The sequence below is a fragment of the Methylobacterium longum genome, from assembly GCF_022179385.1.
GTDB classification, from domain to species: domain Bacteria; phylum Pseudomonadota; class Alphaproteobacteria; order Rhizobiales; family Beijerinckiaceae; genus Methylobacterium; species Methylobacterium longum.
On sequence record NZ_BPQS01000008.1, the window covers coordinates 155,061 to 179,519 of the forward strand.

General features: G+C 71.8%; 21 protein-coding genes and 1 tRNA gene. 11 read left to right on the forward strand and 11 right to left on the reverse strand.

Annotated elements, in window-relative coordinates:
- Window positions 1-7: 7 nt before the first annotated feature.
- Window positions 8-880 (reverse strand): alpha/beta fold hydrolase, encoded by an 873-nt coding sequence (locus MFF58_RS10235; protein WP_238287043.1) that lies wholly within the window; start codon window positions 878-880, stop codon window positions 8-10.
- Window positions 859-1,761 carry a YihY/virulence factor BrkB family protein gene (locus tag MFF58_RS10240; protein WP_238287045.1) on the reverse strand — a complete coding sequence of 301 codons (903 nt, stop codon included), beginning with the start codon at window positions 1,759-1,761 and terminating at the stop codon, window positions 859-861. The genes MFF58_RS10235 and MFF58_RS10240 overlap by 22 nt, the downstream gene beginning before the upstream one ends.
- Before the next feature lie 217 nt (window positions 1,762-1,978).
- Here MFF58_RS10240 and MFF58_RS10245 point away from each other — a divergent pair, with 217 nt between their 5' ends.
- From MFF58_RS10245 to MFF58_RS10260, 4 genes are all read left to right on the forward strand, one after another.
- Window positions 1,979-2,869, forward strand: coding sequence for a DMT family transporter (locus tag MFF58_RS10245; RefSeq protein ID WP_238287046.1), 891 nt, complete (start codon window positions 1,979-1,981; stop codon window positions 2,867-2,869).
- Between the two features lie 108 nt (window positions 2,870-2,977).
- Window positions 2,978-4,528, forward strand: coding sequence for an FAD-dependent oxidoreductase (locus MFF58_RS10250; RefSeq protein WP_238287047.1), 1,551 nt, complete (start codon window positions 2,978-2,980; stop codon window positions 4,526-4,528).
- Between the two features lie 138 nt (window positions 4,529-4,666).
- The gene (locus tag MFF58_RS10255; protein WP_238287048.1) at window positions 4,667-4,873 is read left to right on the forward strand and encodes a hypothetical protein; all 207 of its coding nucleotides are present in this window, start codon (window positions 4,667-4,669) and stop codon (window positions 4,871-4,873) included.
- A 219-nt stretch (window positions 4,874-5,092) separates the two neighbouring features.
- Window positions 5,093-6,775, forward strand: a complete 1,683-nt coding sequence (locus MFF58_RS10260) for an acyl-CoA dehydrogenase family protein (protein WP_238287049.1) — start codon at window positions 5,093-5,095, stop codon at window positions 6,773-6,775.
- A gap of 284 nt (window positions 6,776-7,059) precedes the next feature.
- On the opposite strand, the gene MFF58_RS10265 is transcribed toward MFF58_RS10260, so the two are convergent.
- Both MFF58_RS10265 and MFF58_RS10270 read right to left on the reverse strand, forming a co-directional pair.
- Complete coding sequence (locus tag MFF58_RS10265; protein ID WP_238287050.1) at window positions 7,060-7,236, reverse strand: hypothetical protein; 177 nt, start codon at window positions 7,234-7,236, stop codon at window positions 7,060-7,062.
- A 228-nt stretch (window positions 7,237-7,464) separates the two neighbouring features.
- Window positions 7,465-8,730, reverse strand: a complete 1,266-nt coding sequence (locus MFF58_RS10270) for a glycosyltransferase family 4 protein (RefSeq protein WP_238287051.1) — start codon at window positions 8,728-8,730, stop codon at window positions 7,465-7,467.
- A gap of 112 nt (window positions 8,731-8,842) precedes the next feature.
- Between MFF58_RS10270 and MFF58_RS10275 the strand changes: the two genes are divergently transcribed.
- From MFF58_RS10275 to MFF58_RS10295, 5 genes are all read left to right on the forward strand, one after another.
- Window positions 8,843-10,117 (forward strand): glycosyltransferase, encoded by a 1,275-nt coding sequence (locus MFF58_RS10275; RefSeq protein ID WP_238287052.1) that lies wholly within the window; start codon window positions 8,843-8,845, stop codon window positions 10,115-10,117.
- Window positions 10,118-10,431: 314 nt separating this feature from the next.
- Window positions 10,432-10,785 (forward strand): phasin, encoded by a 354-nt coding sequence (locus MFF58_RS10280; RefSeq protein WP_238287054.1) that lies wholly within the window; start codon window positions 10,432-10,434, stop codon window positions 10,783-10,785.
- A 278-nt stretch (window positions 10,786-11,063) separates the two neighbouring features.
- On the forward strand, window positions 11,064-11,642 hold the full coding sequence (locus tag MFF58_RS10285) for a hypothetical protein (RefSeq protein ID WP_238287056.1): 579 nt from the start codon (window positions 11,064-11,066) through the stop codon (window positions 11,640-11,642).
- Window positions 11,643-11,765: 123 nt separating this feature from the next.
- Complete coding sequence (locus MFF58_RS10290; protein ID WP_238287058.1) at window positions 11,766-13,025, forward strand: N-acetylmuramoyl-L-alanine amidase; 1,260 nt, start codon at window positions 11,766-11,768, stop codon at window positions 13,023-13,025.
- Between the two features lie 170 nt (window positions 13,026-13,195).
- Complete coding sequence (locus tag MFF58_RS10295) at window positions 13,196-15,625, forward strand: penicillin-binding protein 1A (RefSeq protein WP_238287060.1); 2,430 nt, start codon at window positions 13,196-13,198, stop codon at window positions 15,623-15,625.
- Between the two features lie 321 nt (window positions 15,626-15,946).
- On the opposite strand, the gene purQ is transcribed toward MFF58_RS10295, so the two are convergent.
- From purQ to MFF58_RS10320, 5 genes are all read right to left on the reverse strand, one after another.
- On the reverse strand, window positions 15,947-16,627 hold the full coding sequence (purQ, locus tag MFF58_RS10300) for a phosphoribosylformylglycinamidine synthase subunit PurQ (RefSeq protein WP_238287061.1): 681 nt from the start codon (window positions 16,625-16,627) through the stop codon (window positions 15,947-15,949).
- Complete coding sequence (gene purS, locus MFF58_RS10305) at window positions 16,627-16,866, reverse strand: phosphoribosylformylglycinamidine synthase subunit PurS (RefSeq protein WP_238287062.1); 240 nt, start codon at window positions 16,864-16,866, stop codon at window positions 16,627-16,629. The genes purQ and purS overlap by 1 nt, the downstream gene beginning before the upstream one ends.
- A gap of 140 nt (window positions 16,867-17,006) precedes the next feature.
- Window positions 17,007-17,246 carry a hypothetical protein gene (locus tag MFF58_RS10310; protein WP_238287153.1) on the reverse strand — a complete coding sequence of 80 codons (240 nt, stop codon included), beginning with the start codon at window positions 17,244-17,246 and terminating at the stop codon, window positions 17,007-17,009.
- Window positions 17,247-17,350: 104 nt separating this feature from the next.
- Window positions 17,351-17,950, reverse strand: a complete 600-nt coding sequence (locus tag MFF58_RS10315) for an ActR/PrrA/RegA family redox response regulator transcription factor (protein WP_091782791.1) — start codon at window positions 17,948-17,950, stop codon at window positions 17,351-17,353.
- 46 nt (window positions 17,951-17,996) lie between these two features.
- The gene (locus MFF58_RS10320; RefSeq protein ID WP_238287063.1) at window positions 17,997-19,382 is read right to left on the reverse strand and encodes an ActS/PrrB/RegB family redox-sensitive histidine kinase; all 1,386 of its coding nucleotides are present in this window, start codon (window positions 19,380-19,382) and stop codon (window positions 17,997-17,999) included.
- A gap of 274 nt (window positions 19,383-19,656) precedes the next feature.
- On the opposite strand from MFF58_RS10320, the gene MFF58_RS10325 reads away from it, so the two are divergent.
- The gene (locus tag MFF58_RS10325) at window positions 19,657-20,934 is read left to right on the forward strand and encodes a polyhydroxyalkanoate depolymerase (RefSeq protein ID WP_238287154.1); all 1,278 of its coding nucleotides are present in this window, start codon (window positions 19,657-19,659) and stop codon (window positions 20,932-20,934) included.
- 91 nt (window positions 20,935-21,025) lie between these two features.
- Here MFF58_RS10325 and MFF58_RS10330 read toward each other — a convergent pair whose 3' ends face one another.
- Together MFF58_RS10330 and MFF58_RS10335 are read right to left on the reverse strand one after the other, a co-directional pair.
- Window positions 21,026-22,117 carry a tartrate dehydrogenase gene (locus MFF58_RS10330; RefSeq protein WP_238287064.1) on the reverse strand — a complete coding sequence of 364 codons (1,092 nt, stop codon included), beginning with the start codon at window positions 22,115-22,117 and terminating at the stop codon, window positions 21,026-21,028.
- Between the two features lie 92 nt (window positions 22,118-22,209).
- The gene (locus tag MFF58_RS10335) at window positions 22,210-24,141 is read right to left on the reverse strand and encodes a chloride channel protein (protein WP_238287065.1); all 1,932 of its coding nucleotides are present in this window, start codon (window positions 24,139-24,141) and stop codon (window positions 22,210-22,212) included.
- Between the two features lie 232 nt (window positions 24,142-24,373).
- Between MFF58_RS10335 and MFF58_RS10340 the strand changes: the two genes are divergently transcribed.
- A tRNA-His gene (locus MFF58_RS10340) sits at window positions 24,374-24,450 on the forward strand.
- The last annotated feature ends 9 nt before the right edge of the window (window positions 24,451-24,459 follow it).

Consider the following 24,459-nt stretch of genomic DNA (forward strand, 5'->3'; position numbering starts at 1 on the left):
CGACGGCTCACACCCACCCGATCCGCGCGAAGAACCCCGCGATCTCCTCCGCGGCCCGGTGGGGATCCTCCCGGTGGGGGAAATGCCCCACCCCCGGGAACAGCGCCAGATCGAGATCCGAGAAGGTCTCGCCCAGGCGGTCCGTCCAGGCGGAGGGGAAGATCGGATCGTGCTCGGCCCAGCGCACGCAGGTCGGCACGCCGATCGGCGGCAGGGGTGGAGCTTCGCCCTTGAGCATGGCCACCCGGCCGGCATGGGCCGCCCGGTAATAGGCGAAGCCGCCCGCGAGGTTTCCGGGTTTCAGGAAGGTGTCCACGAAGGCGTCCAGCACGGGATCGAACGCGTCCTTCCGGTGCGACCAGTGCCGCAGGAAGTGGCCGATATAGGCGGCGCAGCTCGCCCGGCCGGCGCCGGCCAGCGTCATCGCCAGATCCATCTGGTTGAAGGATTGGTACCAGATCTCGGTGAGCCGGTCCGGCGCCCCGAGGCGGGCGCCGATCCCCGGATAGACGAAGTCGAACAGGAACAGGCCGGCGCAGCGCTCCGGATGGGACCGCGCGAGGGCCTGGATCACCGCACCGCCGACATCGTGGCCGACGATGCCCGCGCGGTCGATCCCGAGGGCCTCCAGCAGGGCCGCCATGTCGGCGGCGTGATCCGCCGCCCCGAAGGCGTCGTCCGGCTTGTCGCTGTCGCCGAAGCCGCGCAGATCCGGGGCGATCACCGTGTGGCGGGCCGCCAGCCGCGTCATGACCGGCTCCCAGGTCAGCCAGAATTCCGGCCATCCGTGGAGCAGCAGCAGCGGCGGCCCCGCGCCGCAGCGCGCCACGTGCAGGTCCGCGCCGTTCGCCCGCACCCTCAGGTGCTCGATGTCGTCCATCGTCCCTCCATCTCGGCCCGGCGGGCCAGCATCTTCGCCTGCAGGCGGCTGCGGCGGGCGGCGATCACCGTCCCGTTGATCTCGCCGCCGAACAGGAACATGGCGGCGAGCCAGTAGAGGAACACCAGGAACACCATCGCGGTCGCCAGACCCCCGTAGGTCGACGCGTAGGCGTTCGAGAACCGGTCGAGGTAGTAGCCGAAGCCGAGGCCCGCGAAGAACCACAGGACCAGCGTCACCGCGATCCCCGGCAGCACCGACAGGATCGAGCGGCGCCCGGTCGCGACGAACTTGTGGGCGATCACCAGGATCACGGCGAGCAGCAGGGCGGTGACGCCGATCCGGCCGATCGCCACCGCGAGGCCGAGGGGCTCCAGCCCCGGCGCCACCAGGACGACGTTGCGCCAGATCAGCGGTCCCAGCACCACGAGCAGTGCGAAGGCCAGCATCGCGAAGGCGCCGCAGATCACGTAGCCGATCGATTCGAGCCGGGTCAGCCACCACGGCCGGCTCTCCCGCAGGCCGTAGGCCCGGTTCAGCCCGACCCGCAGGCTCTCGACTCCCGAGGACGAGAAGTACAGGGCGAACAGCGCGCCCAGGGTCAGCACGCCGCTGCGCTGCTCGGTGAGAACCCGGTGCACCTCGCCGACGATCGGCTTGGCGATCTCCCGCGGCCACGCGTCGAAGATCAGCACCCCGGCCTCGTCGGCGAGCGACTGCGTGCCGAACAGGCCGGCGAGCGCCGCGAGGAGGATCAGGAACGGGAACAGCGATGTCAGGGTCGAGAGCGCGATGTGGCTCGCGATCGCCCAGCCGTCGTGGGAGACGAAGCGCTGCGCGGCGAGGCCCGCGACCTGGGATCCACTGCGGATGGGATTCACGGGCGTTCAACGATCCTCAAGCACACGATCCCCGGGCGGAGCGGCCCGCCGATGAACGGTGCCGGGCCCCGCCCGTCAACGCCGCCGGCCCGATCCGGTCCCGAACGCCCGCCGGTGACGCACGCGCGCCACGCCGACCGCGCGCGCGGGGAGCGCGGGCGCCGAAGGGCTGAATCGGCGTTGCGACTCACCGGCCCGATGCCCCTTAGATCCCGCCATGCCGAACCCCGCACGCTCCTCGACGCTCACGGCCAGCGCCCTCCCGGCCCTGTTCGTCCCGATCTGGGCGACCGGCTTCATCTCGGCGCGGGCCGTGGTGCCGCATGCCGACCCCTTCGCGTTCACGGCGGTCCGCTTCACCGCCGTCGCCCTGGTCCTGGCCGGGATCGCGGCCGCGTCCCGCGTCCGGTGGCCCGCCGACCGGGCCGGCTGGCGCGATCCGGTCATCGCCGGCTTCCTGATGCAGGGCGTCTACCTGTCGAGCACCTTCTGGGCGGTGAGCCACGGTCTCCCGGCCGGCATCGCGGCCCTCGTCGGCAGCCTGCAGCCGCTGCTCACCGCCCTCCTGGCGCAACCGCTGCTGGGCGAGCGCGTCAGCGGCCGCCGGGCGCTCGGCATCCTGATGGGCTTCGCCGGCGCCGGCCTCGTGCTGGCCCCGAAGCTCGGCGCCACGGACCCGTCGGGGATCCCGCCTCAGGCGCTCGCGGTGAGCTTCGTGGCGGTCCTGGCCCTGACCTTCGGCACCCTCTGGCAGAAGCGCACCGGCGGCCGGGTCGACCTGCTGGCCGGGGCGACGCTCCAGTTCGTCGGCGGCATGGCCTGCGCAATCCCCCTGGCGCTCGTCTTCGGCAGCGCGGCGATCGACCCGGCGCCGGCCCTGTGGCTCGGCCTCGCCTGGGCGGTGCTGGTCAATTCGGTGGCGGGGATCCTGCTGCTGCTGGCGCTGATCCGGCGCGGCGCGGTGGCGGGCGTCGCCGCCCTGTTCTTCCTGGTTCCGCCGGTTGCCGCCCTCCTCGGCTTCCTGCTGTTCGGCGAGGTGCTGACGCCCCTGCAGGGCGCCGGGATGGCCCTCGCCACCCTGGGTGTCGCGGTGGCCAGCCGGGGATGAGCGGCGGCGAGCGGCCGGCCCTGCGACCGAAGGCCCGGAAACCCTTCGCGGCCTCGCGGTTTGGTGCGCGGGTCACGAGAGCCCGGACCGGCACCGCGCGAGGCGAGGATGGATCAGGACAGGCCCCGCGAGATCCGCCTCGCCCTCGACGCGATCCCCCTCGGCGGCAAGGCCGAGGGCAAGGCCGGCGACGACGCGGTCCTGTTCGTGCGCGACGCGGACGGCGTCCGCGCTTTCCAGGCCAAGTGCCCGCATCTCGGGGCGCCGCTGGCCAAGGGCGAGATCTGCGGCGGCCGGCTCTACTGCCCCTGGCACAAGGCGGCGTTCTCCCTCGCCGACGGCAGCCTGGAGGAGCCGCCGGCGCTCGAGGCGCTCACCCGCTATCCCGTCCGGATCGAGGGCGGCGAGGCGGTGGCGCTGCTGAACCCCGAGCCCGCCCCGGTCAAGCGTGCCGAGACGCCGGTCAAGACGGTCCTGATCGTCGGCACCGGCGCGGCGGCGGTCGCCTGCGTCACCACGCTCCGGCGCGAGGGCTTCCCGGGGGCGATCACCATGGTCGGCCGCGAGGCCCGCCCGCCCTACGACCGGACCAAGCTGTCCAAGCAGTTCCTGGCCAAGCCGACGCCCGCGGAGGAGACCCTGCTGGAGCCGGATTTCTGCGCCGCGCACCGGGTCGAGGGGATCGCGGCCGAGGCGACCCGGATCGATCCGGCGACCCGGAGCGTCACCCTGGCGGACGGGCGGGTGCTCACCGGCGACGCCCTGCTGATCGCCACGGGCAGCCGCGCGGTGGCCCCGGACTTCGCCGGTCGGGATCACGAGGGGGTCATGACCCTGCGCAGCCTCGACGACGCGGTGCGGCTCAGCGACGCGGCGGCGCAGGCCCGGCGCGCTGTGGTGGTCGGGGCGGGCTTCATCGGCCTGGAGGCCGCGGCCTTCCTGACCAAGCGCGGCCTGTCGGTGACGGTCCTGTCGCGCGAGGCGGTGCCCTTCGCCAAGCGCTTCGGCGAGGCCGTCGGCGCGGCGCTGAAGCGCTACCATGCCGGCAACGGCGTGACCTTCGTGACCGGGACCGTCGCGCGGATCGTCGGCGACGGGCGGGTTGCCGCGGTGGAGACCGGGGCCGGGGCGCGGCTGCCGGCCGACATCGTGCTGATCGGCGCCGGCGCCGCGCCGGAGACCGCGCTCGTCGCCGGCGTGGAGCCGGACGAGAACGGCGGCCTCCCGGTGGGGGGCGACCTGAAGCTCGCCGAGGGCGTCTGGGTCGCGGGCGACATCGCGGCCTTCCCCGAGCGCGGCAGCGGGCTCACCGCCCGGATCGAGCACTGGCGCCTGGCGCAGCAGCACGGGACCCACGCGGCCCGGGCGATGCTGGGCGCGACGGACGCATTCTCCGGCACGCCGTTCTTCTGGAGCAACCAGGGCGACAAGCGCCTGGATTACGGCGGCTACGCGCCGGGCTTCGACCGGATCATCCTGCAGGGCGATCCCGCCGCGCTGGACTTCATCGCCTACTACGTCCGCGCGGATCGGGCGGTGGCCGCCTGCAGCATCGGGCGCAACCCGGCCTTCACGGCGTTCCTGCACCTGCTGGGCGAGAACCGGGTGCCGAGGCCGGAGGTGATCGAGGCCGGCGCGGACCTCGCCGCGCTGGTGTGACATCGGTCGCGCCGCGCCGCCGTCGCGTCGCCGCGCCCGCCCGACCGGTCGCCGTCGCACCGATGGAACCAGTTCCGGCAGTCCATCTTTCGGTAAGCGCCGCCCGCCGTCCTGGAAGCCGGGCCCCTGGGAGGCACCATGAACTCGATCGTCGTCATCGCCCTGATCTGTGCCGCCTCCGTCCAGGCTCCGGATTGCTCGCGCGACACCGCCATCGACGTGATCACCGGCCCGGCGCACACCCTGCAGGAATGCCTCGTCCAGGGACCGGTGCTGGCGGCCAATGCCGGGTTCAAGGGCGAGGACGGCGCTTACGTCAAGACCCGCTGCGAGCAGAAGCGCTGAGCCGGACGGCTTCCGCACGAACAGGACCGCGGCTTTTCAGTCTCCGGTGCGGCACGCGCCCCCGTGACGCGCCGCCCTCGACTGTGAAGGCACGCGCGCCGCGGGCAGGGCCGCCGTCTTCAACTTGAGTTCAAGGCGGACCAAATGAAATCTGCTTCGGCCTCGGGCCGGGACAGGTTAGAAGACACGATCCAATATGACGCCACGCGAGTCAGAACCATGTCCGCATCCCCCGCCATCCAGTCCGAGCCGCAGGATCTCGTCTCCCTGACCAAGTCCGCCGGCGAAAGCGCCAAGGCCCTCGTCGCGGAAGCCACCCGCCGGGTGCGGACGCGGATCCTGGGCACGGACGGGCGGATCGATGCGGCCAAGCTCGAGGCGCAGCAGCACGCCGCCCACGGCCTCGCGTGGCTCGCGACCTACGCGGAGGCCGTGAACGAACTCGGCGGCTATGCCGAGCGTCTCCGGGGCGAGGGCCGGTTCGGCGAGACCGAGGCGCTCCTCGTCCGGATCGGCGCCGGCGAGTATCTCGACCAGCTCTTCTCCGGCATCCCGATGAGCCAGGGCGAGATGGTTCGCCCCACCGGCTCCCTCGGCCTCAGCGCCAAGGAGGTGGCCGCCTACCGCACCGACGCGGTGGAGACCCTGATCGCCGAGGGCAACACCGTCGAGAACCGCGCCGCCCTGGTGGCGCAGATGCGCGACGGCGGCGGCGCCGCGACGGTCGGCGCCTCCGGCCTCGACGAGGACATGGAGGCGATCCGCTCCGAGATGCGCCGCTTCGGCAAGGCCGAGGTGGTCGATCAGGCGCACGCGTGGCACCTGCAGAACGCCTACATCCCGATGGAGATCGTCACCAAGATGGCCGAGCTCGGCGTCTTCGGCCTGACGATCCCCGAGGAGTACGGCGGCATGGGCCTGCCGAAGACCGCCATGTGCGTGGTCTCGGAGGAGCTGTCCCGCGCCTATATCGGCGTCGGCTCGCTGGGCACCCGCTCGGAGATCGCCGCGGAGCTGATCCTGTGCGGCGGCACCGAGGAGCAGAAGCAGCGCTTCCTGCCGAAGATCGCCTCGGGCGACATCCTGCCGACCGCCGTGTTCACCGAGCCGAACACCGGCTCCGACCTCGCCAGCCTGCGCACCCGCGCCACCAAGGAGGGCGACGTCTGGAAGATCACCGGCAACAAGACCTGGATCACCCACCCGGTCCGCGCCGACATCATGACGGTCCTGGTCCGCACCAAGCCGGAGGAGAAGGGCCACAAGGGCCTCTCCATGCTGATCGCCGAGAAGCCCCGCGGCACGGACGAAGAGCCGTTCCCGGTCGAGGGCCTGTCGGGCGGCGAGATCGAGGTGCTCGGCTACCGCGGCATGAAGGAATACGAGCTGGCCTTCGAGGGCTTCGCGGTGCCGGCCGGCAACCTACTCGGCGAGGTCGAGGGCAAGGGCTTCGCCCAGCTGATGCAGACCTTCGAATCGGCCCGCATCCAGACCGCGGCCCGGGCCATCGGTGTCGCCCAGTCCGCCCTCGACGTGGGCCTGCGCTACGCCGAGGAGCGGGTCCAGTTCGGCAAGCCTCTGTTCAGCTTCCCGCGGGTCGCCGACAAGCTCGCCATGATGGCGGTCGAGATCAACATCGCCCGCCAGCTCACCTACTTCTCGGCCCGCGAGAAGGATGAGGGCAAGCGCTGCGACCTGGAGGCCGGGATGGCCAAACTGCTCGGCGCCCGCGTGGCCTGGGCGGCGGCCGACAACGCCCTGCAAATCCACGGCGGCAACGGCTTCGCGCTGGAATATCCGGTGAGCCGGATCCTGTGCGACGCCCGCATCCTCTCGATCTTCGAGGGTGCGGCCGAGATCCAGGCGCAGGTCATCGCCCGCCGCCTGCTCGAAGCCGCCTGACGACGGGGATCCGTCAAGGGATCGGGGCGCCGGGAATCGCGCCCCTCGCACCCCTCCCGCCCCTCCGCGGGGAGGGAGGGGTACAACGGACCAGGACGAAGCTCGGCGCTGCGTGAAGGTCGCCGCGCCCTGTCGGGAGGCGGGATGCCCGTGTCCCGACCTCTGCTGACGCGACGGGCGCCCATCGGGCCCCCTCCCCCACAGGGGGCGGTGACAGCCCCATCCCGACGCGCCGAACAGCCACCGGAGCGCGGCTGCACGCCCGGCGTCTCCTGCCCCGAACGCTACTTCGTGATTTTCACCGAGACCGGATCGCTCGACGGGAAGGTTTCCTCCAGGGCGTCGTCCAGGCGCTCGCTGAGCTTCTCCTGCTTGTTGTCGGGATTCTTCGCATCGCCCGGCTTGGCGCTGTCCTGCTGGAAACCCGGCTGGGTCTCGTTCTTCTTCTGGTCCTCGGCCATGTCGGTCGCTCGTCCGTGACGGGGGCACGCAAGGGTGCCGGTGCGCATCAACGCGAAGGACGGCGGGTGTTTCCGATCTTTCCGGGCCGATCGGGCCGCTCCGTCACGACCGGCGCGGCGCAGTCGCCCGGGGCGGTGCCGCGCCAAGGGACTTGATGCCCGCGAGGGATCTGTCGCCTGCTGGAAAGATCGGCTCCGCTGGCGGAGACGGATGAACCGGGGCGGCCGTCACACGGTGGCGAGCGCCTGCTCCGCCGCCGCACCCGCGTGCCCACGGGCGGATGCCGCCCGCATCACGGTCTCGTAGACTCCTTCGAGGCGATCGAGATGGGCGTCGAGGCTCAGCGGCGCCGTCCAGTAGCGGTCATGGGCCGCCCGGCCCATCCGCGTGGCGAGCCCGTCGTCCGACAGGCGGCGCAGATGCGCGGCGAGCGCGTCCGGATCGCCCGAGCGGAACCAGAAGCCGGTCTCCCCGTCGATCACCGCCTCCCGGCCGGCGCAGGCGTCGCTGACGATCACCGGCGTGCCGCAGGCCAGCGCCTCGTAGACGGTGAGCGGCTGGCCCTCGTACCAGACGCTCGGGAAGACCAGGGCCCGGGCCTGCCGCATCAGCGCCTGCACGCCCGCGGCGTCGCGCCAGCCGCACATCGCGGCTTCGGGATACCGCGCCGCGAGATCGTCCCGCTGGGGGCCGTCGCCCACGAACGCCGCCCGCACGCCGGCCCGCCGGGCCGCCTCGGCGAAGATCGGCGCGCCCTTCTCGGTGGAGATCCGGCCGACGAACAGGAAGTCGCCCGGCGCCCCGTCGTGCACCGGGGCTTCCGCCACGGCGATCGGATTGTCGACCCGGTGGAACACGGTGCCGGGCGGCATCAGGGGCCGCACGACGCCCTCCTGCAGGTCGCTGATCGTGATGACGTGGGAGAACAGCTCCGGTAGCCGGGCCACCTGGACGAGCCCGGCATGGCGGATCATCCGGGCGACCTTGCGCGGGTAGCTGCGCGCGTCGCAGTTCGCCACGATGCAGGCGGTCGACATCGGCCGCCGGTGGCAGATCCGCTGCTCCGGATAGGCGTAGAAGCCGCCGGTCGGGCAGACCAGGAAGAACTCGTGCATCGTGTAGAGGCAGGGCAGGCCCGCATCCCGGAGCGCCGGGCCGATCGAGGGTGAGAGCGCCTTGGCGAAGGCGTGGACGTGGACCAGCGTGTCCCGCGGATCGCAGGCGGCGAGTTCCCGCGCCAGCGTCCGGCGCGCCGTCCCGTTCCAGATCGCCTGGGCGGCGAAGGCCAGCTTGCTGCGCGCCGTGGTCACGTCGTCCTGATCCAGGCAGACCACACGGATGCCGGCGGCTTCCAACCGCGGATCCACCGGGCCCACCGCCGCGAACAGGCTGACCCGGGCTCCGCGGGCGGCGAGGCCCAGGGCGGATTCGATGGCGACCTTGGCCTGGCCGCCGTTGATCGCGGCGTGGTCTGCGACGAGGACGACGTGCACGTCAGGGGTTCCGCCGCTGTGATCCGGGACCGAAGTCAGTAACAGCCGGCGGTTGATCCCCCGTAAACCGGTATCCCCCATGCTTCCGCCGTCGAGCGCCGGGGAAAGCCGCATGCACGTCGTCATCCTGGCCGAGTTCGCGGCCGCCAGCGGCGGGGCCGAGAAGGTGGCGCTCGAATCGGCCCGCGGCCTCGCCGAGGCCGGCGTCGCGGTGACCTACATCCAGGCCATCCCCGGGCCCGCCGACCCGATGCTCGACCATGCCGGCATCCGGCGGATCGGGCTCGATCTGCCCGACATCTGGTCGCTGGGCGGCGTCCGGGCGGCGGCAGCCGGCATCTGGCACGCGGCCGCGGCGCGCCGGCTCGCCGCATCCCTCGCCGCGCTGCCGGCGCGGCCGGACATCATCCACCTGCACCAGTGGACCCGAGCCCTGTCGCCGGCGGTCTTCCCGGTCCTGTCGAAGGCGGGGGCGCCGCTGGTCGTCACCCTGCACGATTACGCCCTGGCCTGCCCGAACGGCGTCTACTACCGCTTCGACCGGGCCGAGCCCTGCGGGCTCGCGCCGCTGTCCTCGGCCTGCCTCACGGCGCCCTGCGACCCGCGCAGCCGCGCCCACAAGCTCGTGCGCGTCGCCCGCGCGGCGACGCTGCGGCACGCGCTGCGCGGCCACCCGCTCCACGTCGTCCACGTCTGCGACGCGAGCCGCCGGCTCCTGGGCGACCTGCTCGGCGGCTATGCCGTCACCCATCACCGCATCGACAATCCGGTCCGGGTCGCGGAGGGGCCACCGGCGACGCCCGCCAGCGGCGACGCGATCGCGTATGTCGGGCGCCTGACCCGGGAGAAGGGGGCAGACCTCGTGGCCGACGCCGCCCGGGCCGCCGGTCTCCCGGCCCTGTTCATCGGCGCCGGCCCGCTGGACGCCGAGCTGCGCGCCCGGCCCGGCGTGGCGGTGGTCGGCTGGCAGGCGCCGGAGGCGGTCTGGGCGATGCTGCGCAGCCGTGCCCGGGCGCTGGCCGCGCCCTCGCGCTGGTACGAGACCGGTCCGCTCACCGTCTACGAGGCGCTGGCGGCCGGGATCCCGGTGGTCGCCTCTGACCGGTCCGGCGCCGCCGAGAAGGTCCGGCATGGGCAGACCGGCTTCGTGGTCGCCCCCGCCGTCGCACCGCTGGCCGAGGCCTTCACGGCCCTGCGGGAGGACGCCTGTGCCCGCATCCTCGGGGCGGAAGCCCGCCGCCGCTTCCGCGCGGAGCCAATGACGATCGGCGCGCACGCCGCGGCCCTGCGATCCCTGTACGAGCGGCTGGCCCGGATCGCTCTTGGTGCGCCGCAGCATCCGGGGGATGCGCCGGGCGCGGTCCATCCCGAGATCGAGCCGGCCTGACGGCCGCCGAACAGAATACAATATCCTTCCGCCACCTCTGGACAGGAGGAAATAAATTTGTAAACCCGGCGTCCGCTCGGAATGCCAATCGAGCCGTCGCCGACGACCGGCAGAGCTTGCTCGCCCGCAGTCAGACGGCGAGCGGACGCCGCGATGACTGCACGGAAGCTTGGCATCGGCATTTTATCGGGCCTCGGCGGTTCGAGCGGAGCCGCAAAACATGCACTTGACTTCTTGTTGCACTGCAACATATAGAGGCGCGTCACCGCGGACGCATACGGCGTCCCGCTCCAAGAATGACGCTGGAGACATCGATGCAGACCCCGAATTTCGAGATCCCGACCGAGATGCGCGACTTCGCTGAGAAGAGCGTCGACCAGGCGCGGAACGCCGTCGGCACCCTGATGGCCAATGCCGTCAAGGCCACCGAGCAGGCCCAGACGTCGGGCCAGACCTTCCAGTCGACCTTCAGCGCCGCGGTCGCCAAGGGGTTCGAGCACGCGCAGACCAACGCCAACGCGACCTTCGACTTCGCGCAGAAGCTCGTGCGCACGAAGGACCTCCGCGAGGCGTTCGAGCTCCAGTCCGAGTTCGTCCGCAGCCAGTTCGCCGCACTCCAGGCTCAGGCCAAGGATTACGGCGCCCTCGCGCAGAACGTGGCCCGCTAAGGCCGTCCGCGCGACCCCGACCGCCAGGTCCGGGGTCGCGCTCCAGGATCCGGGCGGACGTCGTGCGCCGGCCGGATCCCGACATTCGACGCTCGAGCGTCACAGGTCCGGCCCCGACAGGGCGAGCGGGCTGGCCGCCCCTACCGTCCGGCCGCCGCCCCCGTCCGGATGGGCCACAGCGGGCAGGAGGACATCGCGCCATGGGAAAGCCGCGTCGACCGAGAGGGCCGCGCTCCGCCTGGGAGCCGAAGTCCCCCGTCGTCACTGATACGCCCCTGGTGACGGAGAAGGCGGCGGAGCCGCCCGCAGCGGTCGAGGCCATGGCCGCACCGACGGCCGGACCGATCGCCGAACCGACGGCCGGAACGTCGACCGCGCTGCCGCCCGAGATCGCACCCGAGGTCTCCCCCGCGACCCTGGAGCAGGCGCTGGCTCGGGTCACCGAGGACACCGACACACCCGAACCGGACCATGAGGCGGCCGCCGAGGCCGCTCCGGCGGCCGAACCCGAGCCCGCATCCGAGCCTGCTCCGGCGGCCGCCGAGGCCGCGGTCGCTCCGGAGATCCCGGACGTGCTGCGGGCGGCGGCCAACGGGAATGTCCACGCCGAAGCGACGGGCGGGGTCGCCATCGCGGCGGAGCGCTTCGACGTCGTCGAGATCGGCTCGACGGTCGCCCGCTACATGCGCGGCGAGGGCGAGGCCGCCATGGCGCATCTGCGCGCCCTCTCGGGTGCCCGCTCGCCCGCCGAGATCATCCGCCTGCAGGTCGGCGAGGCCCAGCGCGCCGCCGACGCCTCCCTGACCTGCTGGGTCACGGTGATCGGCAAGGCGAGCCGCATCGTCGCGTTCCGCTGACGCGGCCCCAGATTTGTCGCATCCCGCGGGCAAGGCTCCCGGATCGAACCGGCCCCGGCAACCGACCGTTAACCAAGCCGGTCCCATGCCTGCACGGAGGGCACGGGAGACGATACCGGACCGATGCCGAGTTGCACGCGCCTGATCCGTTCCGCCTGTCTGGGCCTCGCCGTCGCGCTGTCTGCCGCGCTGGCGGGGGCACCGGTCGTCGCGCAGAACGGCGATAAGCCCGCCATCGCCATCGGGGCCGATCTCGCGAGCCAGGCGGGCACGACGCGCCTGACCCTGACCCTGTCCCGCGCCGTCGAGGCCCGCGGCTTCGTGATGGAGCGGCCGGACCGGGCGGTGATCGACCTGCCGGAAGTGAACTTCCAGCTCGAATCCGGCACCGGAGGCCGCCGCGAGGGCCTCGTGCAATCCTTCCGCTACGGCCTGTTCGCCCCGGGCCGCTCCCGCATCGTAATCGACCTCGCTGGCCCGGCGACCGTCGGCCGGATCGAGACCGCGACCCGGCAACGGGACGGGGCCGTCCTGCTCACGATTCCCCTGCAGCGCGTCGACCGCGAGGCGTTCCGCAAGGCGGCCGCGGCGGCGGACCCCGCCCCCGCCCAGGCCCGGAGCGCCGCCCCCGAACCCGCCGACCAGCGCCCGCTGATCATGGTCGATGCCGGCCACGGCGGCACCGATCCCGGCGCCATCGCGGTGGGCGGCGTATTCGAGAAGGACATCGTGTTCGGCTTCGCCCAGGCGCTGGTCGAGAGGCTGGAGGCGGGCGGCCGCTACCGGGTTCGGATGACCCGCGACCGCGACGTGTTCGTGCCGCTCGCCGAGCGGGTGCGCCTCGCCCGCGGGGCCAAGGCCGACCTGTTCGTGTCGATCCACGCGGATTCCATCTCGGCGGCCCCCCAGGTGCGCGGCGCGACGATCTACACCAATTCCGAGAAGGCCACGGACGCCGAATCCGCCAAGCTCGCCGAGCGCGAGAACCGGGCCGACGCCGCCGCGGGGGTGGACGCCGCCGAGGCCCCGCCCGACATCGCCGACATCCTGCAGGAGCTGACCCTGCGGGAGACCCGGGGCTTCTCGTCGGGCTTCGCCCGCACCCTGATGGGTCAGCTCGCGCCCGTCATCGAGATGAGCTCCAAGCCCCACCGCGAGGCGCGCTTCGTGGTGCTGCGCTCCCCCGACGTGCCCAGCGTGCTGGTGGAATTGGGCTATCTCTCCAGCAAGCGCGACTTGGAGATGCTGCAATCGCCGGACTGGCGGGCCGGCGTCACCGGCTCCATGGCCAAGGCGATCGACCTGTTCTTCACCAATCGCGCCACGCTAAGCCGACCGGCCACCACGCGCCGTTCGGCCGCCATCGCCCCAGTTTTACCATAGAGTAAGTGTCGATACGGGGCGTCCGAACGCCCCGTCGCACCGCCGCTGAACCGGCAATCCGAGGGGGCCTGACGGGAGCATCCGGAGGCCGACCGCATCGAGAGCGGACGCAACGCGCCGGATGGGCCGATTCCGGCATGCGGCCGGGCCAGCGACGAGCGGAACACCGGATGCGTCTGATCCTTCGTTTCTTCGGGATCCTGTTCAGCGCCGCCGCGGTGCTGTTCGTGATCGGAGCGGCGGCCGGCGGTTACTTCTACTGGAAGTACAGCCAGGACCTGCCGGACCACGCCGCGCTCGCCAATTACGAGCCGCCGGTGATGACCCGCGTCCACGCCTCGGACGGCTCGCTGCTCGCCGAATACGCCCGCGAGCGCCGCCTCTACCTGCCGATCCAGGCGATGCCCAAGATCGTGGTGGCGGCCTTCCTGTCGGCCGAGGACAAGAACTTCTACAAGCACGGCGGCATCGACCCCGAGGGGATCGTGCGCGCCTTCCTGACCAACGCCAAGTCGGGCAAGCGGCAGGGCGCCTCGACCATCACCCAGCAGGTCGCCAAGAACTTCCTGCTGTCCTCCGAGCAGACCTACGACCGCAAGATCAAGGAGGCGCTGCTGGCGCTCCGCATCGAGGCGGCCTACTCGAAGGACAAGATCCTCGAGCTCTACCTCAACGAGATTTTCCTGGGCACGATCGTCCCGGGCCGCAACCTGCACGGCGTGGCGGCCGCGGCGCTCGACTACTTCGGGAAGTCGGTCCACGAGCTGACCATCAACGAGGCGGCCTACCTCGCCGCCCTGCCGAAGGGGCCGAACAACTACCACCCTTACCGCAAGACCCAGGCGGCGCTCGACCGCCGCAACGAGATCATCCGCCTGATGGCGGAGAACAACTACATCACCCGGGAGGAGGCGGACGCCGCCAAGAAGATGCCGCTCGGCGTCAACCCGCGGGTCGCCTTCCCGAACGCCGCCAACGCCAACTACTTCACCGAGGAGGTCCGCCGCGAGATCTCCGAGCGCTACGGCGAGAAGAAGCTCTACGAGGGCGGCCTCTCGGTGCGCGCCACCCTCGATCCGAAGATGCAGGGGTGGGCCCGGAAGGCGCTGGTCGACGGCCTCGTGCGCTACGACCAGGCCCATGGCTGGCGCGGTCCCGTCAGCAAGGTCGACCTGACCGGACGCGACTGGGGCATGGCGGCGGCCGAGGTGCCGGCGCTCGGCGACGTGGCACCCTGGCGGCTCGCCGTGGTGCTGGGCAACGGCGGCGGCGGCGTGCAGGTCGGCCTCCAGCCGCGGCGCGAGGCGTCCGGTCAGGTCGGCAAGGACCGTGAGACAGGCGTGATCACCCCCGACGGCATGCGCTGGGCCGGCCGCGCCAACCTCCAGCCCGGCGACATGGTCTATGTCGAGGCGATGGAAGGCGGCCGCGGCCAGTTCCGCCTGCGCCAGAAGCCCGAGGTCTCCGGCGCCATCGTGGCCATGGACCCGAACACGGGCCGCGTCCACGCCATGGTCGGCGGCTTCTCGTACGACGAATCCGAGTTCAACCGTGCCACCCAGGCGATGCGCCAGCCGGGCTCCTCGTTCAAGCCGATCGTCTACTCGGCGGCGCTGGACAACGGCTACACCCCCGCCTCGATCGTGCAGGATTCGCCGATCACCATCGAGGCCGGCCCCGGCCAGGAGGCCTGGACGCCCTCGAACTACGACGGCAAGTCCGGCGGCCCCCACACCCTGCGCTACGGCATCGAGCACTCGAAGAACCTGATGACGGTCCGGCTCGCCAAGGATGTCGGCATGCCGCTCATCGCCGAGTACGCCCGCCGCTTCGGCGTCTACGACGACATGCTGCCGGTTCTGCCGATGTCGCTGGGCGCGGGCGAGACCACGGTGATGCGCATGGTCACGGCCTACTCGATGCTGGCCAATGGCGGCCGGCGCATCCGCCCGACCCTGATCGACCGGATCCAGGATCGCGTCGGCGAGACGATCTATCGGCACGACAACCGGAAGTGCATCGGCTGCGACGCCGAGAAGTGGTCCGGTCAGGACGAGCCCAAGCTGGTGGACGATTCCGAGCAGGTGCTCGACCCGCTCACCGCCTACCAGATGGTCTCGATCATGGAGGGCGTGGTCCAGCGCGGCACCGCCACCATCCTGAAGCAGATCGGCAAGCCGCTCGCCGGCAAGACGGGCACGACGAACGACGCCAAGGACGCGTGGTTCGTGGGCTTCTCGCCGGATCTCGCGGTCGGGATTTACCTCGGCTTCGACAAGCCGCGCTCCCTCGGCGACCGCGCCACCGGCGGCGGGCTGGCGGCACCGATCGCCCTGGAGTTCCTGAAGACGGCCCTGAAGGACAAGCCGCCGACGCCGTTCCGCGTGCCCCCGGGCATCAAGCTGATTCGCGTCAACCTCGGCAGCGGCACCCGGGCCGGCTCCGGCGAGGGCGCCGGGACGATCCTCGAGGCGTTCAAGCCCGGCACCGCGCCGCCGGATTCCTACGTGGCGTCTTCGGGCGGCCAGAGCGCGGCGCCCGCCGCCGCGGCGGTGCCGCCGGATGCCGACCGGGCCGCGCAGGCCGGCGGCTTGTACTGAGGGGATCGCCGGCGGGTGGCTACACCCGCCGGTCTCGTCTCAGGCTCCGAGCGGGGCGCGCGACGGTTCGCGGACGTTCCACCGGCCGGTCGACACGTGTGCGTCATCCCGCGGGCGCCGATTGAGGCTCGCGCGGGACGCCGCGGGAACCGCCCGGCGCACAGAAAAAAGCCGCCCCGGTGGGAGCGGCTTCGAGAAGTCTTCAGGGAGGCATCAAACAGAGCGGACAGAAGATACCGCTCGACATCCAGATCTCTGGATGCCCCCTTTATAAATTGAAAACCCTAATCGCCGGTTAAGATAAAACTCCGCCGTCGGCGCCTAGGCCGCCAAGCTGTCGAACAGGCCGCGGCCGTCGGTCCCGCCGATCAGGCCTTCGACAAAGTTCTCCGGATGCGGCATCATCCCGAGGACGTTGCGGCGCTCCGACAGAACCCCGGCGATCGCGTTGAGCGAGCCGTTGCGATTGGCCTCCACGGTGACGTTTCCGTCCGCGTCGCAGTATCGGAACGCGACCCGGCCCTCGCCCTCGACCCGCGCCAGGGTCTCGGGATCGACGAAGTAGTTGCCCTCCCCGTGGGCGACGCAGACGTCGATCACCTGACCCTGCTGGTACGCGCTGGTGAAGCGCGTGTCGGTGCGCTCGACCCGGAGCGTCTGCCGGTGGCAGATGAAGCGCCGGTTGATGTTGCGCATCAGCACGCCGGGCAGCAGGCCGGATTCGCACAGGATCTGGAAGCCGTTGCAGATGCCGAGCACGAGTCCGCCGCGGCCCGCATGGGCGCGCACCGCATCCATCGCGGCCGCGCGCCCGGCGATGGCGCCGCAGCGCAGGTAGTCGCCGTACGAGAAGCCGCCCGGCAGGACGGCGAGGTCGGTTCCGACCGGGAGTTCGTGGTCCGCGTGCCAGACCAGATCCACCTGCGCGCCCGACCGCCGCAGCGCCCGGACCACGTCCGTCTCGCGGTTCGAACCCGGGAAGACGATGACCGCGGCGCGCATCAGAGGATCTCGATCGCGTAGTTCTCGACCACCGTGTTCGCCAGCAGCTTCTCGCAGGCCGTGCGCAGGGTCGCCTCGGCGGCCGCGCCGTCTGTCGCCGACACCTCGATGTCGAAGACCTTGCCCTGCCGCACGCCGTCGATCCCCTCGATGGCCAGCGACTTGAGGGCGGCCTCGATCGCCTTGCCCTGCGGGTCCAGAACGCCGGTCTTCAGGGTGACGATGATACGGGCTTTCATGGGGCTTCGGGTCTCACACGGGGCCTGGAACGGGGCGCGACCTGCGGCGTCGTTACGCAGCCGGCCGCGGAGCGGTTCTAGCAGGGACGTTCCCGGCTCGCCAGCAAGGCGATGACAGGACGGGTCCGCGCGCGGTTCGCCTACCGGCGGGGCGCGGTCGGGGCGGTCCGCAACGGCTCGATGCTGGTCGCCCGGCGCCACAGCTGGAGCATGATCCAGGCCGCGAACAGGCTGAACACGCACATCAGAACGTGGCCCAACCGGTCTCCGAGATCGAACAGGCCCGCCAGGGCCCACCCGGCCGCGATGGCCACGGCGAACACCTCTGTGCCGACGAGGACCATCATGCTCACGATGGTGATGGCGTTGCGCCCGTTCACGATCTGCGCCCTCAAAAACGTTCGGGTCCCGGGCGATTACCGCCCGAGACCCGTGCAGCTAGCCCACGAAGGCCGGCCTGCGCAACCGATTGTGCCGGCCCGCCTCAGCGCGGTGCGCGCTTGGCCAGGATCCGCTGCAGCGTCCGCCGGTGCATGTTCAGGCGCCGGGCGGTCTCGCTGACGTTGCGGCTGCACAATTCGTAGACCCGTTGGATGTGCTCCCAGCGGACCCGGTCCGCCGACATCGGGTTCTCCGGCGGGTCGGCGCGCTCGCCGGGCTGCGCCATGAGGGTGCCGTGGATCTCGTCGGCGTCGGCGGGCTTGGCGAGGTAGTCGAAGGCGCCGAGCTTCACCGCGGTGACGGCCGTCGCGATGTTGCCGTAGCCGGTCAGGATCACGCCCCGGGCCTCGGGCCGGCGCTCCTTCAGGCGGGCGATCACGTCGAGGCCGTTGCCGTCGCCGAGGCGCATGTCGATCACCGCGAAGGCCGGCGCCCGCGCCTCGACGGCGGAGACGCCATCGGCCACGCTGTCGGCGACCTGCACGTGGTAGCCTCGGCTCTCCATCGCGCGCGCGAGACGCGTCGAGAAGGGCTTGTCGTCGTCGACGATCAGCAGGCTCCGGTCGGAGAAAGCCGCCAGCGGATCGGCATCGTTGATCACGGCAGCGTCGGTCGCCGCCGAGGTCCCGGGCTGCGTGAGCATCCGGCACTCCTTTCAGGTTTTCGTCGTCGGGTTCTTGGTCTGTCCCCTATATAGGTACCGCATCGCGCGGTGGCAGGGGGGTGCGTATATTGAGTTCCGGAGAATGTCGCGGCACCGCCCCCCGCTCGAAGATGTGGCGGGCCCACGAGATCCGCACGACCGCGCCGTGGGCGTCGGGGGCCGAGACGTTCATCAGGGTCAGCTGGGCGCCCGAGCGCTCGATCAGCGTTTTGGCGATGAACAACCCGAGGCCGAGCCCGGCGCCCACGGTCCCGCCGGATTGCTGCCGGTCGTGGCTGCGGGTCGTCACGTAGGGCTCGCCCGCGCGCAACAGCACCTCGCTGGAGAAGCCGGGGCCGTCGTCCCGGATCTCGATCCAGACCCGCTCCGGGCCCCAGTGCCCCTCCACGGAGACCCTGGCCTCGGCGAAGTCGACGGCGTTGTCGAGGATGTTGGCGAGCCCGAACATCACGCCGGGGTTGCGGCGGCAGGCCGGCTCCGGCCCATCGCCCGTGCTGGCGACGTCCAGGACCGCGCCGAGCCCCCGCTGCGGGGCCACCAGCTCCTCCACCAAGTGGCTGAACGTGACGGTCTCCAGGAAGCCCGCCCCGTCCCCGTCGAGGGAGGTGAGCTTGCCCAGGATGCCGCGGCAGCGGTCGACCTGCTCGCGCAGGAGGTCGAGGTCCTCCGCCACGGCGGGCGAGGCCGTGGGCCCGAGTTGCCGGATCAGTTCCTTGGTCACCACCATGATGGTGCCGAGCGGCGTGCCCAGCTCATGGGCCGCCGCGGCCGCCAGCCCGTCGAGCTGCGAGAGGTGCTGCTCGCGGGCGAGCACCAGCTCGGTCGCCGCGAGGGCCTGGGCGAGGAGCCGGGTCTCCTCCGCCACCCGCCACGCGTAGACGCCCGTGAAGGCGGTGCCGAGCAGGATCGCGGTCCAGACCCCCGAGACGTACAGGAACGGCAGCTCGATCCGCCCGTCCGCGAACCAGGGGAGCGGCCGGTGGACCAGGGCCAGCAGGGTGGCGAGCCCCACCGCCAGGAGGCCCAGCGCCAGCGTCCGCTCCGGCGGCAGCGCCGTGGCGGAGATCAGGACGGGGGCGAGGAACAGCAGCGAGAACGGGTTCTGCAGGCCGCCCGTGAGGAACAGGAGGGCGGCGAGCTGGACGATGTCGAAGGCGAGCAGCAGCGCCGCGGAATCGTCGCTGAGCCGGTAGCTCGCCGGGAAACGGATCCGCAGGGCGAGGTTCAGCCAGGACGAGGTGGCGATCACCAGGAAGCACCAGCCGAACGGCAGGGGCAGCCCCAGGCCGAACTGCGCGCCGACGACGGCGGCGCTCTGGCCGGTGATGGCGAGCCAACGCAGGCGGACGAAGGTGTCGAGCCGCAGGTGTCGCGCGTCGCGGCCGAGGCCGCTGAGGTCGGTGTCGGGCATGCGCTGCTTCGGTGCGTCGCTGGACGGACCGTGCCGGCCCGGCCTCATCGCGGATCAGCACCGCATGACGCAGGCGCGGGGATCCCGGCAAGCCGACCCGGACGCGGCGTCGCTGGCTCACGTCGTCACAGGAACGTGTCCCAGGCAAGTCGCCGCGGGTGCGGGATGTTCCACCCTCGTTCAGGGTGGGGCATTATCCTCTCGATTCGTGTCGCGGGAGGTATGGGCCGATGGGCTGGGCGCCGGCGGCCGGACGTGAGACCGCGAGGTGACGATGCTGCTGGCCTACTCGATGTACGAGGGCGCCCGCGCCCTGATGGCGCCGGCCCGGGTCGCCGCGGACCTCACCCGCTACGGGCTGCAGCTGCCCGGCAACCCCCTGGCCTACGGACCCTACGCCCGCGCGGTCAGCGCCGGCTGCGAGATGTTCGAGCGCGTCACCCGCCAGTACGGCAAGCCCGCCTTCGGCTTCACCGAGACGGTGAGCGACGGCATCCCGGTCCCCGTCACGGAGCGGGTGGTCTGGGAGCGGCCGTTCTGCCGCCTGATCGCCTTCGACCGCGCCTTCCCGACGCCGCCCGCGGAGGCGCAGCCGAAACTGCTGATCGTCGCACCGATGTCGGGGCACTACGCGACGCTGCTGCGCGGCACCGTCGAGGCGATGCTGCCGAACCACCGGGTGTTCATCACCGACTGGACCGACGCCCGGATGGTGCCGCTGCTCGCCGGCCGCTTCGACCTCGACGACTACATCGATTATCTCCAGGAGATCTTCGCGGTCCTCGGGCCGGACCTGCACGTCATGGCCGTGTGCCAGCCGGCGGTGCCGGTGCTCGCCGCGGTGGCGCTGATGGAGGCCGCCGCCGAGCCCGCGGTGCCGACCTCGATGACCCTGATGGGCGGGCCGATCGACACGCGCCGCTCGCCCACGGCCGTGAACTGCCTCGCGCAGGAGCGCGGGCAGGCCTGGTTCGAGAAGAACACGATCAGCCTCGTGCCGCCGATCTACCCGGGGGCGTGGCGGCGGGTCTATCCGGGCTTCCTGCAGCTCTCGGGCTTCATGGCGATGAACCTCGACCGCCACGTCACCGCCCATTCCGACATGTTCGACCACTTGGTGAGGGGCGACGGCGACTCCGCCGAGAAGCACCGGGATTTCTACGACGAGTACCTCGCCGTGATGGACCTCACGGCAGAGTATTACCTCCAGACCGTGCAGACCGTGTTCGTCGACCACGCCCTGCCGCAGGGCCGGATGCGGCACCGGGGCACGCCGGTCGAGCTCGGGGCGATCCGTCGCTGCGCGATCCTCGCGGTCGAAGGCGAGAACGACGACATCTCCGGCGTCGGCCAGACCAAGGCGGCCCTCGACCTGACGCCCAACCTGCCGGAGGCGCGCAAGGCCTACCACCTCCAGGCCGGCGTCGGCCATTACGGCGTGTTCAACGGCTCGCGCTACCGGGCGGTGATCGCGCCCCGCATCGCCGCCTTCATGCGCGCCATGCAGGCGGCGCCCGGTGCGCGCGGCGGGCACCTGCGGCAGGTCAGCTAAGGCAGGTCAGCTGAGGCGGCGGCGCGGCGCGCCACCCGTCCGGCGCGGATCCGGCCGGGCGGGTCGCGCGCCCGCATCCCGCCCCGATCCCCTACCCCAGCGCCTGCTCCACCGCCTTGCCGCAGGCCTGCGTATCGGCATTCCCGCCGAGGTCGCGGGTGCGCAGCGTCCGCTCGGACAGCACCCGCTCGATCCCGCCGACGATCTCGGCGGCGGCCGCGTGCTCCCCGAGATGCTCCAGCATCATCGCCCCCGACCAGATCTGGCCGATCGGATTGGCGATCCCCTGCCCGGCGATGTCCGGCGCCGAGCCGTGGACCGGCTCGAAGACGGAGGGATGCACCCGCTCCGGGTTGATGTTGCCGGACGGCGCGATGCCGATCGTGCCCGTGCAGGCGGGCCCCAGGTCCGACAGGATGTCGCCGAACAGGTTGGAGGCCACCACCACGTCGAACCGATCCGGGTTCAGGACGAAGTGCGCCGTCAGGATGTCGATGTGGTACTGGTCCCAGGACACGTCCGGATAGGTCTTGGCCACCTCCCGCACCCGCTCGTCCCAGTACGGCATGGTGATCGAGATGCCGTTCGACTTCGTTGCCGAGGTCAGGTGCTTCTTCGGGCGCTTCTGGGCCAGTTCGAAGGCGAACTTGAGGATCCGGTCGACCCCGTGGCGGGTCATGATCGTCTCCTGCAGGGCGAATTCCCGGTCGGTGCCGACAAACATCCGGCCGCCCGCGTTCGAGTACTCGCCCTCGGTGTTCTCCCGGACGACCCAGAAGTCGATGTCGCCGGGCTTCCGGTCGGCGAGCGGGCACTTCACCCCCGGCATCAGCCGCACCGGGCGCAGGTTGGCGTACTGGTCGAACTCCCGCCGGAACAGGATCAGCGAGCCCCACAGGGAGACGTGGTCCGGCACGCGCTCCGGCATGCCGACGGCGCCGAAATAGATCGCGTCGTGGGTCTCGATCTGCGCCTTCCAGTCCTCCGGCATCATCCGGCCGTGCTGCTCGTAGTAGTCGCAGCTCGCGAAATCGAACCAGTCGAGCTGGAGCGCGAAGCCGTGCCGCTTGGCCGCCTGCTCGAGCACGCGCACGCCCTCGGGCACCACCTCCTTGCCGATGCCGTCACCCGGGATCACCGCGATGCGGTAGCGGCGCTGCTGGCTGCTGGTCTGATCGGCCATAGATCCTCTCACGTGTGTCGGGTCGTCGACGTCCCGTCGTCTGGGTCAGGGTTGTTGCCGCCGGGTATCCGGTCAACACCCGGCCCTGACAATCAGTCGGTTTCGCCCGCCATGGCCCGGCGCTGACGGTCGAGTTCCTCGCTGTAGCGCTTGAGGGTGTGGCTCTCGGTGAGCAGGCCCAGCACCTTGCGGGTCTCGGGCCCGTCAACCACGGCCAGCGCCTCGCTCTCGGCGCGGTCGAAGGCGGCGGCGGCGTCCTTGGCGTTCATGCCGGGCGTGAGGAAGGTGTTCGTGTGGAGTAGGAGATCGGCCAGCACCGGCTGCGCCGCGGTCGCGGCCTCCCGGGCGGCCGCGTGCGTCTCGGGCACGTTCACGATCCCCGCGTAGCGCCCGCGCCCGTCCACGGCGATCACCCGCGAGGGCGATCCGAGGGCATGGGCGCGCAGGAAGGTGGGCAGCGGCGTGTCCAGGGCCACGGTTTCGGGATCGCGCCGCATCAGCCGGCCGACCGTCAGCGAGCGGATCCAGCCGACATCGTGGGGGCTGCGGATGCTCTCGCCGCGCAGGTGGAAGCGCCATGTGGCGAAGGAGTAGCCGAAGGTCTTCCGCACGGTGAGCGACGACGCGATCACCGCCGCCAGCACCACCCCGGTGATCGGCAGGCTGCCGGTGACCTCCAGCGCCAGGAACGTCATGGTCAGCGGGCCGCCGATGATCGCCACGGCCAGCGCGCTCATCCCGATCACCGCGTAGGCGAGCGGCGTGAGGCCGAATCCCGCCAGCGGCGGCACCAGCATCGGCGCCAGGGCGGCGAACAGCTTGCCCGCGATGGCGCCGAGGAAGAGCGAGGCGAAGAACAGGCCGCCCCGGAAGCCGGAGCCGATCGAGATCGCCGAAGCCGTCGCCTTGGCGGCGAACAGCCCGGCGAGCGCGGCGATCCCGTGGCCCTGACCCTCGGCGGCGAAGTGCATGTGCAGGGCGCCGTGGCCGCCCGAGAGCACCTGCGGGGTCGCCACGAGGGCCAGGGCGCCGACGCACAGCCCCCCGAAGGCCGGGGCGGCCGCCCGCGGTATCCCGGAGGCCTGGACCAGCCGCTCCACCAGGGTCACCCCCCGCATGATCAGGATGCCGAGGGCCGCGCAGATCAGGCCGAGGGCGAGGCTCGGCAGGATCTCCATGCTGGTGACGTGCGAGGTCGTAACCGCCTGCATGTCGCCGAGATCGACCAGCGGCTGCGCCTCGATCAGCGACCGGGAGACGAGGTTACCGCAGAGCGCCGCCACGACCACGGGGGTCAGCGTCGCGATCGAATAGGTGCCGATGATCAGCTCGAAGGCATAGAACGCGCCGGCCAGCGGTGCGCCGAATCCCGCCGCGATGGCCCCGGCCGCGCCGCACCCGACCAGCGTCCGCAGGTCGCTCCGGCGCACCTCGAAGGCGATCCCCAGGCGCGAGGCCAGGCCGGAGGCGATCTGCGTGTAGCCGGCCTCCAGCCCCACCGAGGCGCCGCAGCCGTTCGAGATCACGTTCTGGGCGGCGAGGTAGACGCTGTCGCGCAGGGACATCCGGCCGCCGTGCAGGGCGTTCGCCTCGATCGGGTCGATGGCCGGGCGCTTGCGCGGTCCGCGGACGTACTGCATCCCGACGATCAGCGCACCGAGCAGCGCCCCGCCGAGGCAGGGGCCGACCAGCAGGAGGGCCGGCGTCACGGTGTCGGCCGCGCTCAGCCGCAGGCCCGAGGGCAGGAGGAAGAGCAGCTCCCGCAGGCTTTGGGTCACCCAGCTCATGGCGGAGACTGCCACCCCGGCGACGCTGCCCACCAGGGTGGCGAGCGCCACGAGGCCGCCCTCGCTCCGGCGGACGAGGCTGCGCAGGCGGCCCGGGGCCTGGACGATCCCGGCTCCCGTCCAGCGCCGGCGGGTGCGCCCCCCCGGCCGGGGGGCTGTCCGGCCCGCCGCGTCCGCTGCCCTGCCGGCGGAGGTCTGCCCCCCGCCCGCGGCCGCCGCTGGCTGTCGCGCGCTCACGGTCCGTTCCCCAGTCCCCGGTCCATCCCGGCCGGCGAACCGACCGTCGGCGCCGCGGCCCCGCCCCGTACTTAGAGCATCTCACAGGTCGCCCGGCCACAGGACACCCGGCCAGGGGGCGCTTCGCCGGAGGCTCCCGGGGGTTGATCGGCCGCTGCGTCCACCGGCTCCGCATCGCGTCGCACAGTTCGCCTTGAAAACCGCCGCAGCCCACGATACACCGCCCGCCAGTGCCGCCGTAGCTCAGTTGGTTAGAGCACCAGATTGTGGATCTGGGGGTCCCCCGTTCGAGCCGGGGCGGTGGTACCATCCATTCAG

Excerpts from the sequence above, each read along its gene's own strand:
- MFF58_RS10325 (WP_238287154.1), top strand. The coding sequence starts at position 19,657 with ATGCTGCTGGCCTACTCGATGTACGAGGGCGCCCGCGCCCTGATGGCG.
- MFF58_RS10275 (WP_238287052.1), top strand. The coding sequence starts at position 8,843 with ATGCACGTCGTCATCCTGGCCGAGTTCGCGGCCGCCAGCGGCGGGGCC.
- MFF58_RS10235 (WP_238287043.1), bottom strand. The coding sequence starts at position 880 with ATGGACGACATCGAGCACCTGAGGGTGCGGGCGAACGGCGCGGACCTG.
- MFF58_RS10245 (WP_238287046.1), top strand. The coding sequence starts at position 1,979 with ATGCCGAACCCCGCACGCTCCTCGACGCTCACGGCCAGCGCCCTCCCG.
- MFF58_RS10330 (WP_238287064.1), bottom strand. The coding sequence starts at position 22,117 with ATGGCCGATCAGACCAGCAGCCAGCAGCGCCGCTACCGCATCGCGGTG.
- purQ (WP_238287061.1), bottom strand. The coding sequence starts at position 16,627 with ATGCGCGCCGCGGTCATCGTCTTCCCGGGTTCGAACCGCGAGACGGAC.
- MFF58_RS10250 (WP_238287047.1), top strand. The coding sequence starts at position 2,978 with ATGGATCAGGACAGGCCCCGCGAGATCCGCCTCGCCCTCGACGCGATC.
- MFF58_RS10260 (WP_238287049.1), top strand. The coding sequence starts at position 5,093 with ATGTCCGCATCCCCCGCCATCCAGTCCGAGCCGCAGGATCTCGTCTCC.
- MFF58_RS10255 (WP_238287048.1), top strand. The coding sequence starts at position 4,667 with ATGAACTCGATCGTCGTCATCGCCCTGATCTGTGCCGCCTCCGTCCAG.
- MFF58_RS10320 (WP_238287063.1), bottom strand. The coding sequence starts at position 19,382 with ATGCCCGACACCGACCTCAGCGGCCTCGGCCGCGACGCGCGACACCTG.
- MFF58_RS10315 (WP_091782791.1), bottom strand. The coding sequence starts at position 17,950 with ATGCTCACGCAGCCCGGGACCTCGGCGGCGACCGACGCTGCCGTGATC.
- MFF58_RS10265 (WP_238287050.1), bottom strand. The coding sequence starts at position 7,236 with ATGGCCGAGGACCAGAAGAAGAACGAGACCCAGCCGGGTTTCCAGCAG.
- MFF58_RS10290 (WP_238287058.1), top strand. The coding sequence starts at position 11,766 with ATGCCGAGTTGCACGCGCCTGATCCGTTCCGCCTGTCTGGGCCTCGCC.
- purS (WP_238287062.1), bottom strand. The coding sequence starts at position 16,866 with ATGAAAGCCCGTATCATCGTCACCCTGAAGACCGGCGTTCTGGACCCG.
- MFF58_RS10280 (WP_238287054.1), top strand. The coding sequence starts at position 10,432 with ATGCAGACCCCGAATTTCGAGATCCCGACCGAGATGCGCGACTTCGCT.
- MFF58_RS10295 (WP_238287060.1), top strand. The coding sequence starts at position 13,196 with ATGCGTCTGATCCTTCGTTTCTTCGGGATCCTGTTCAGCGCCGCCGCG.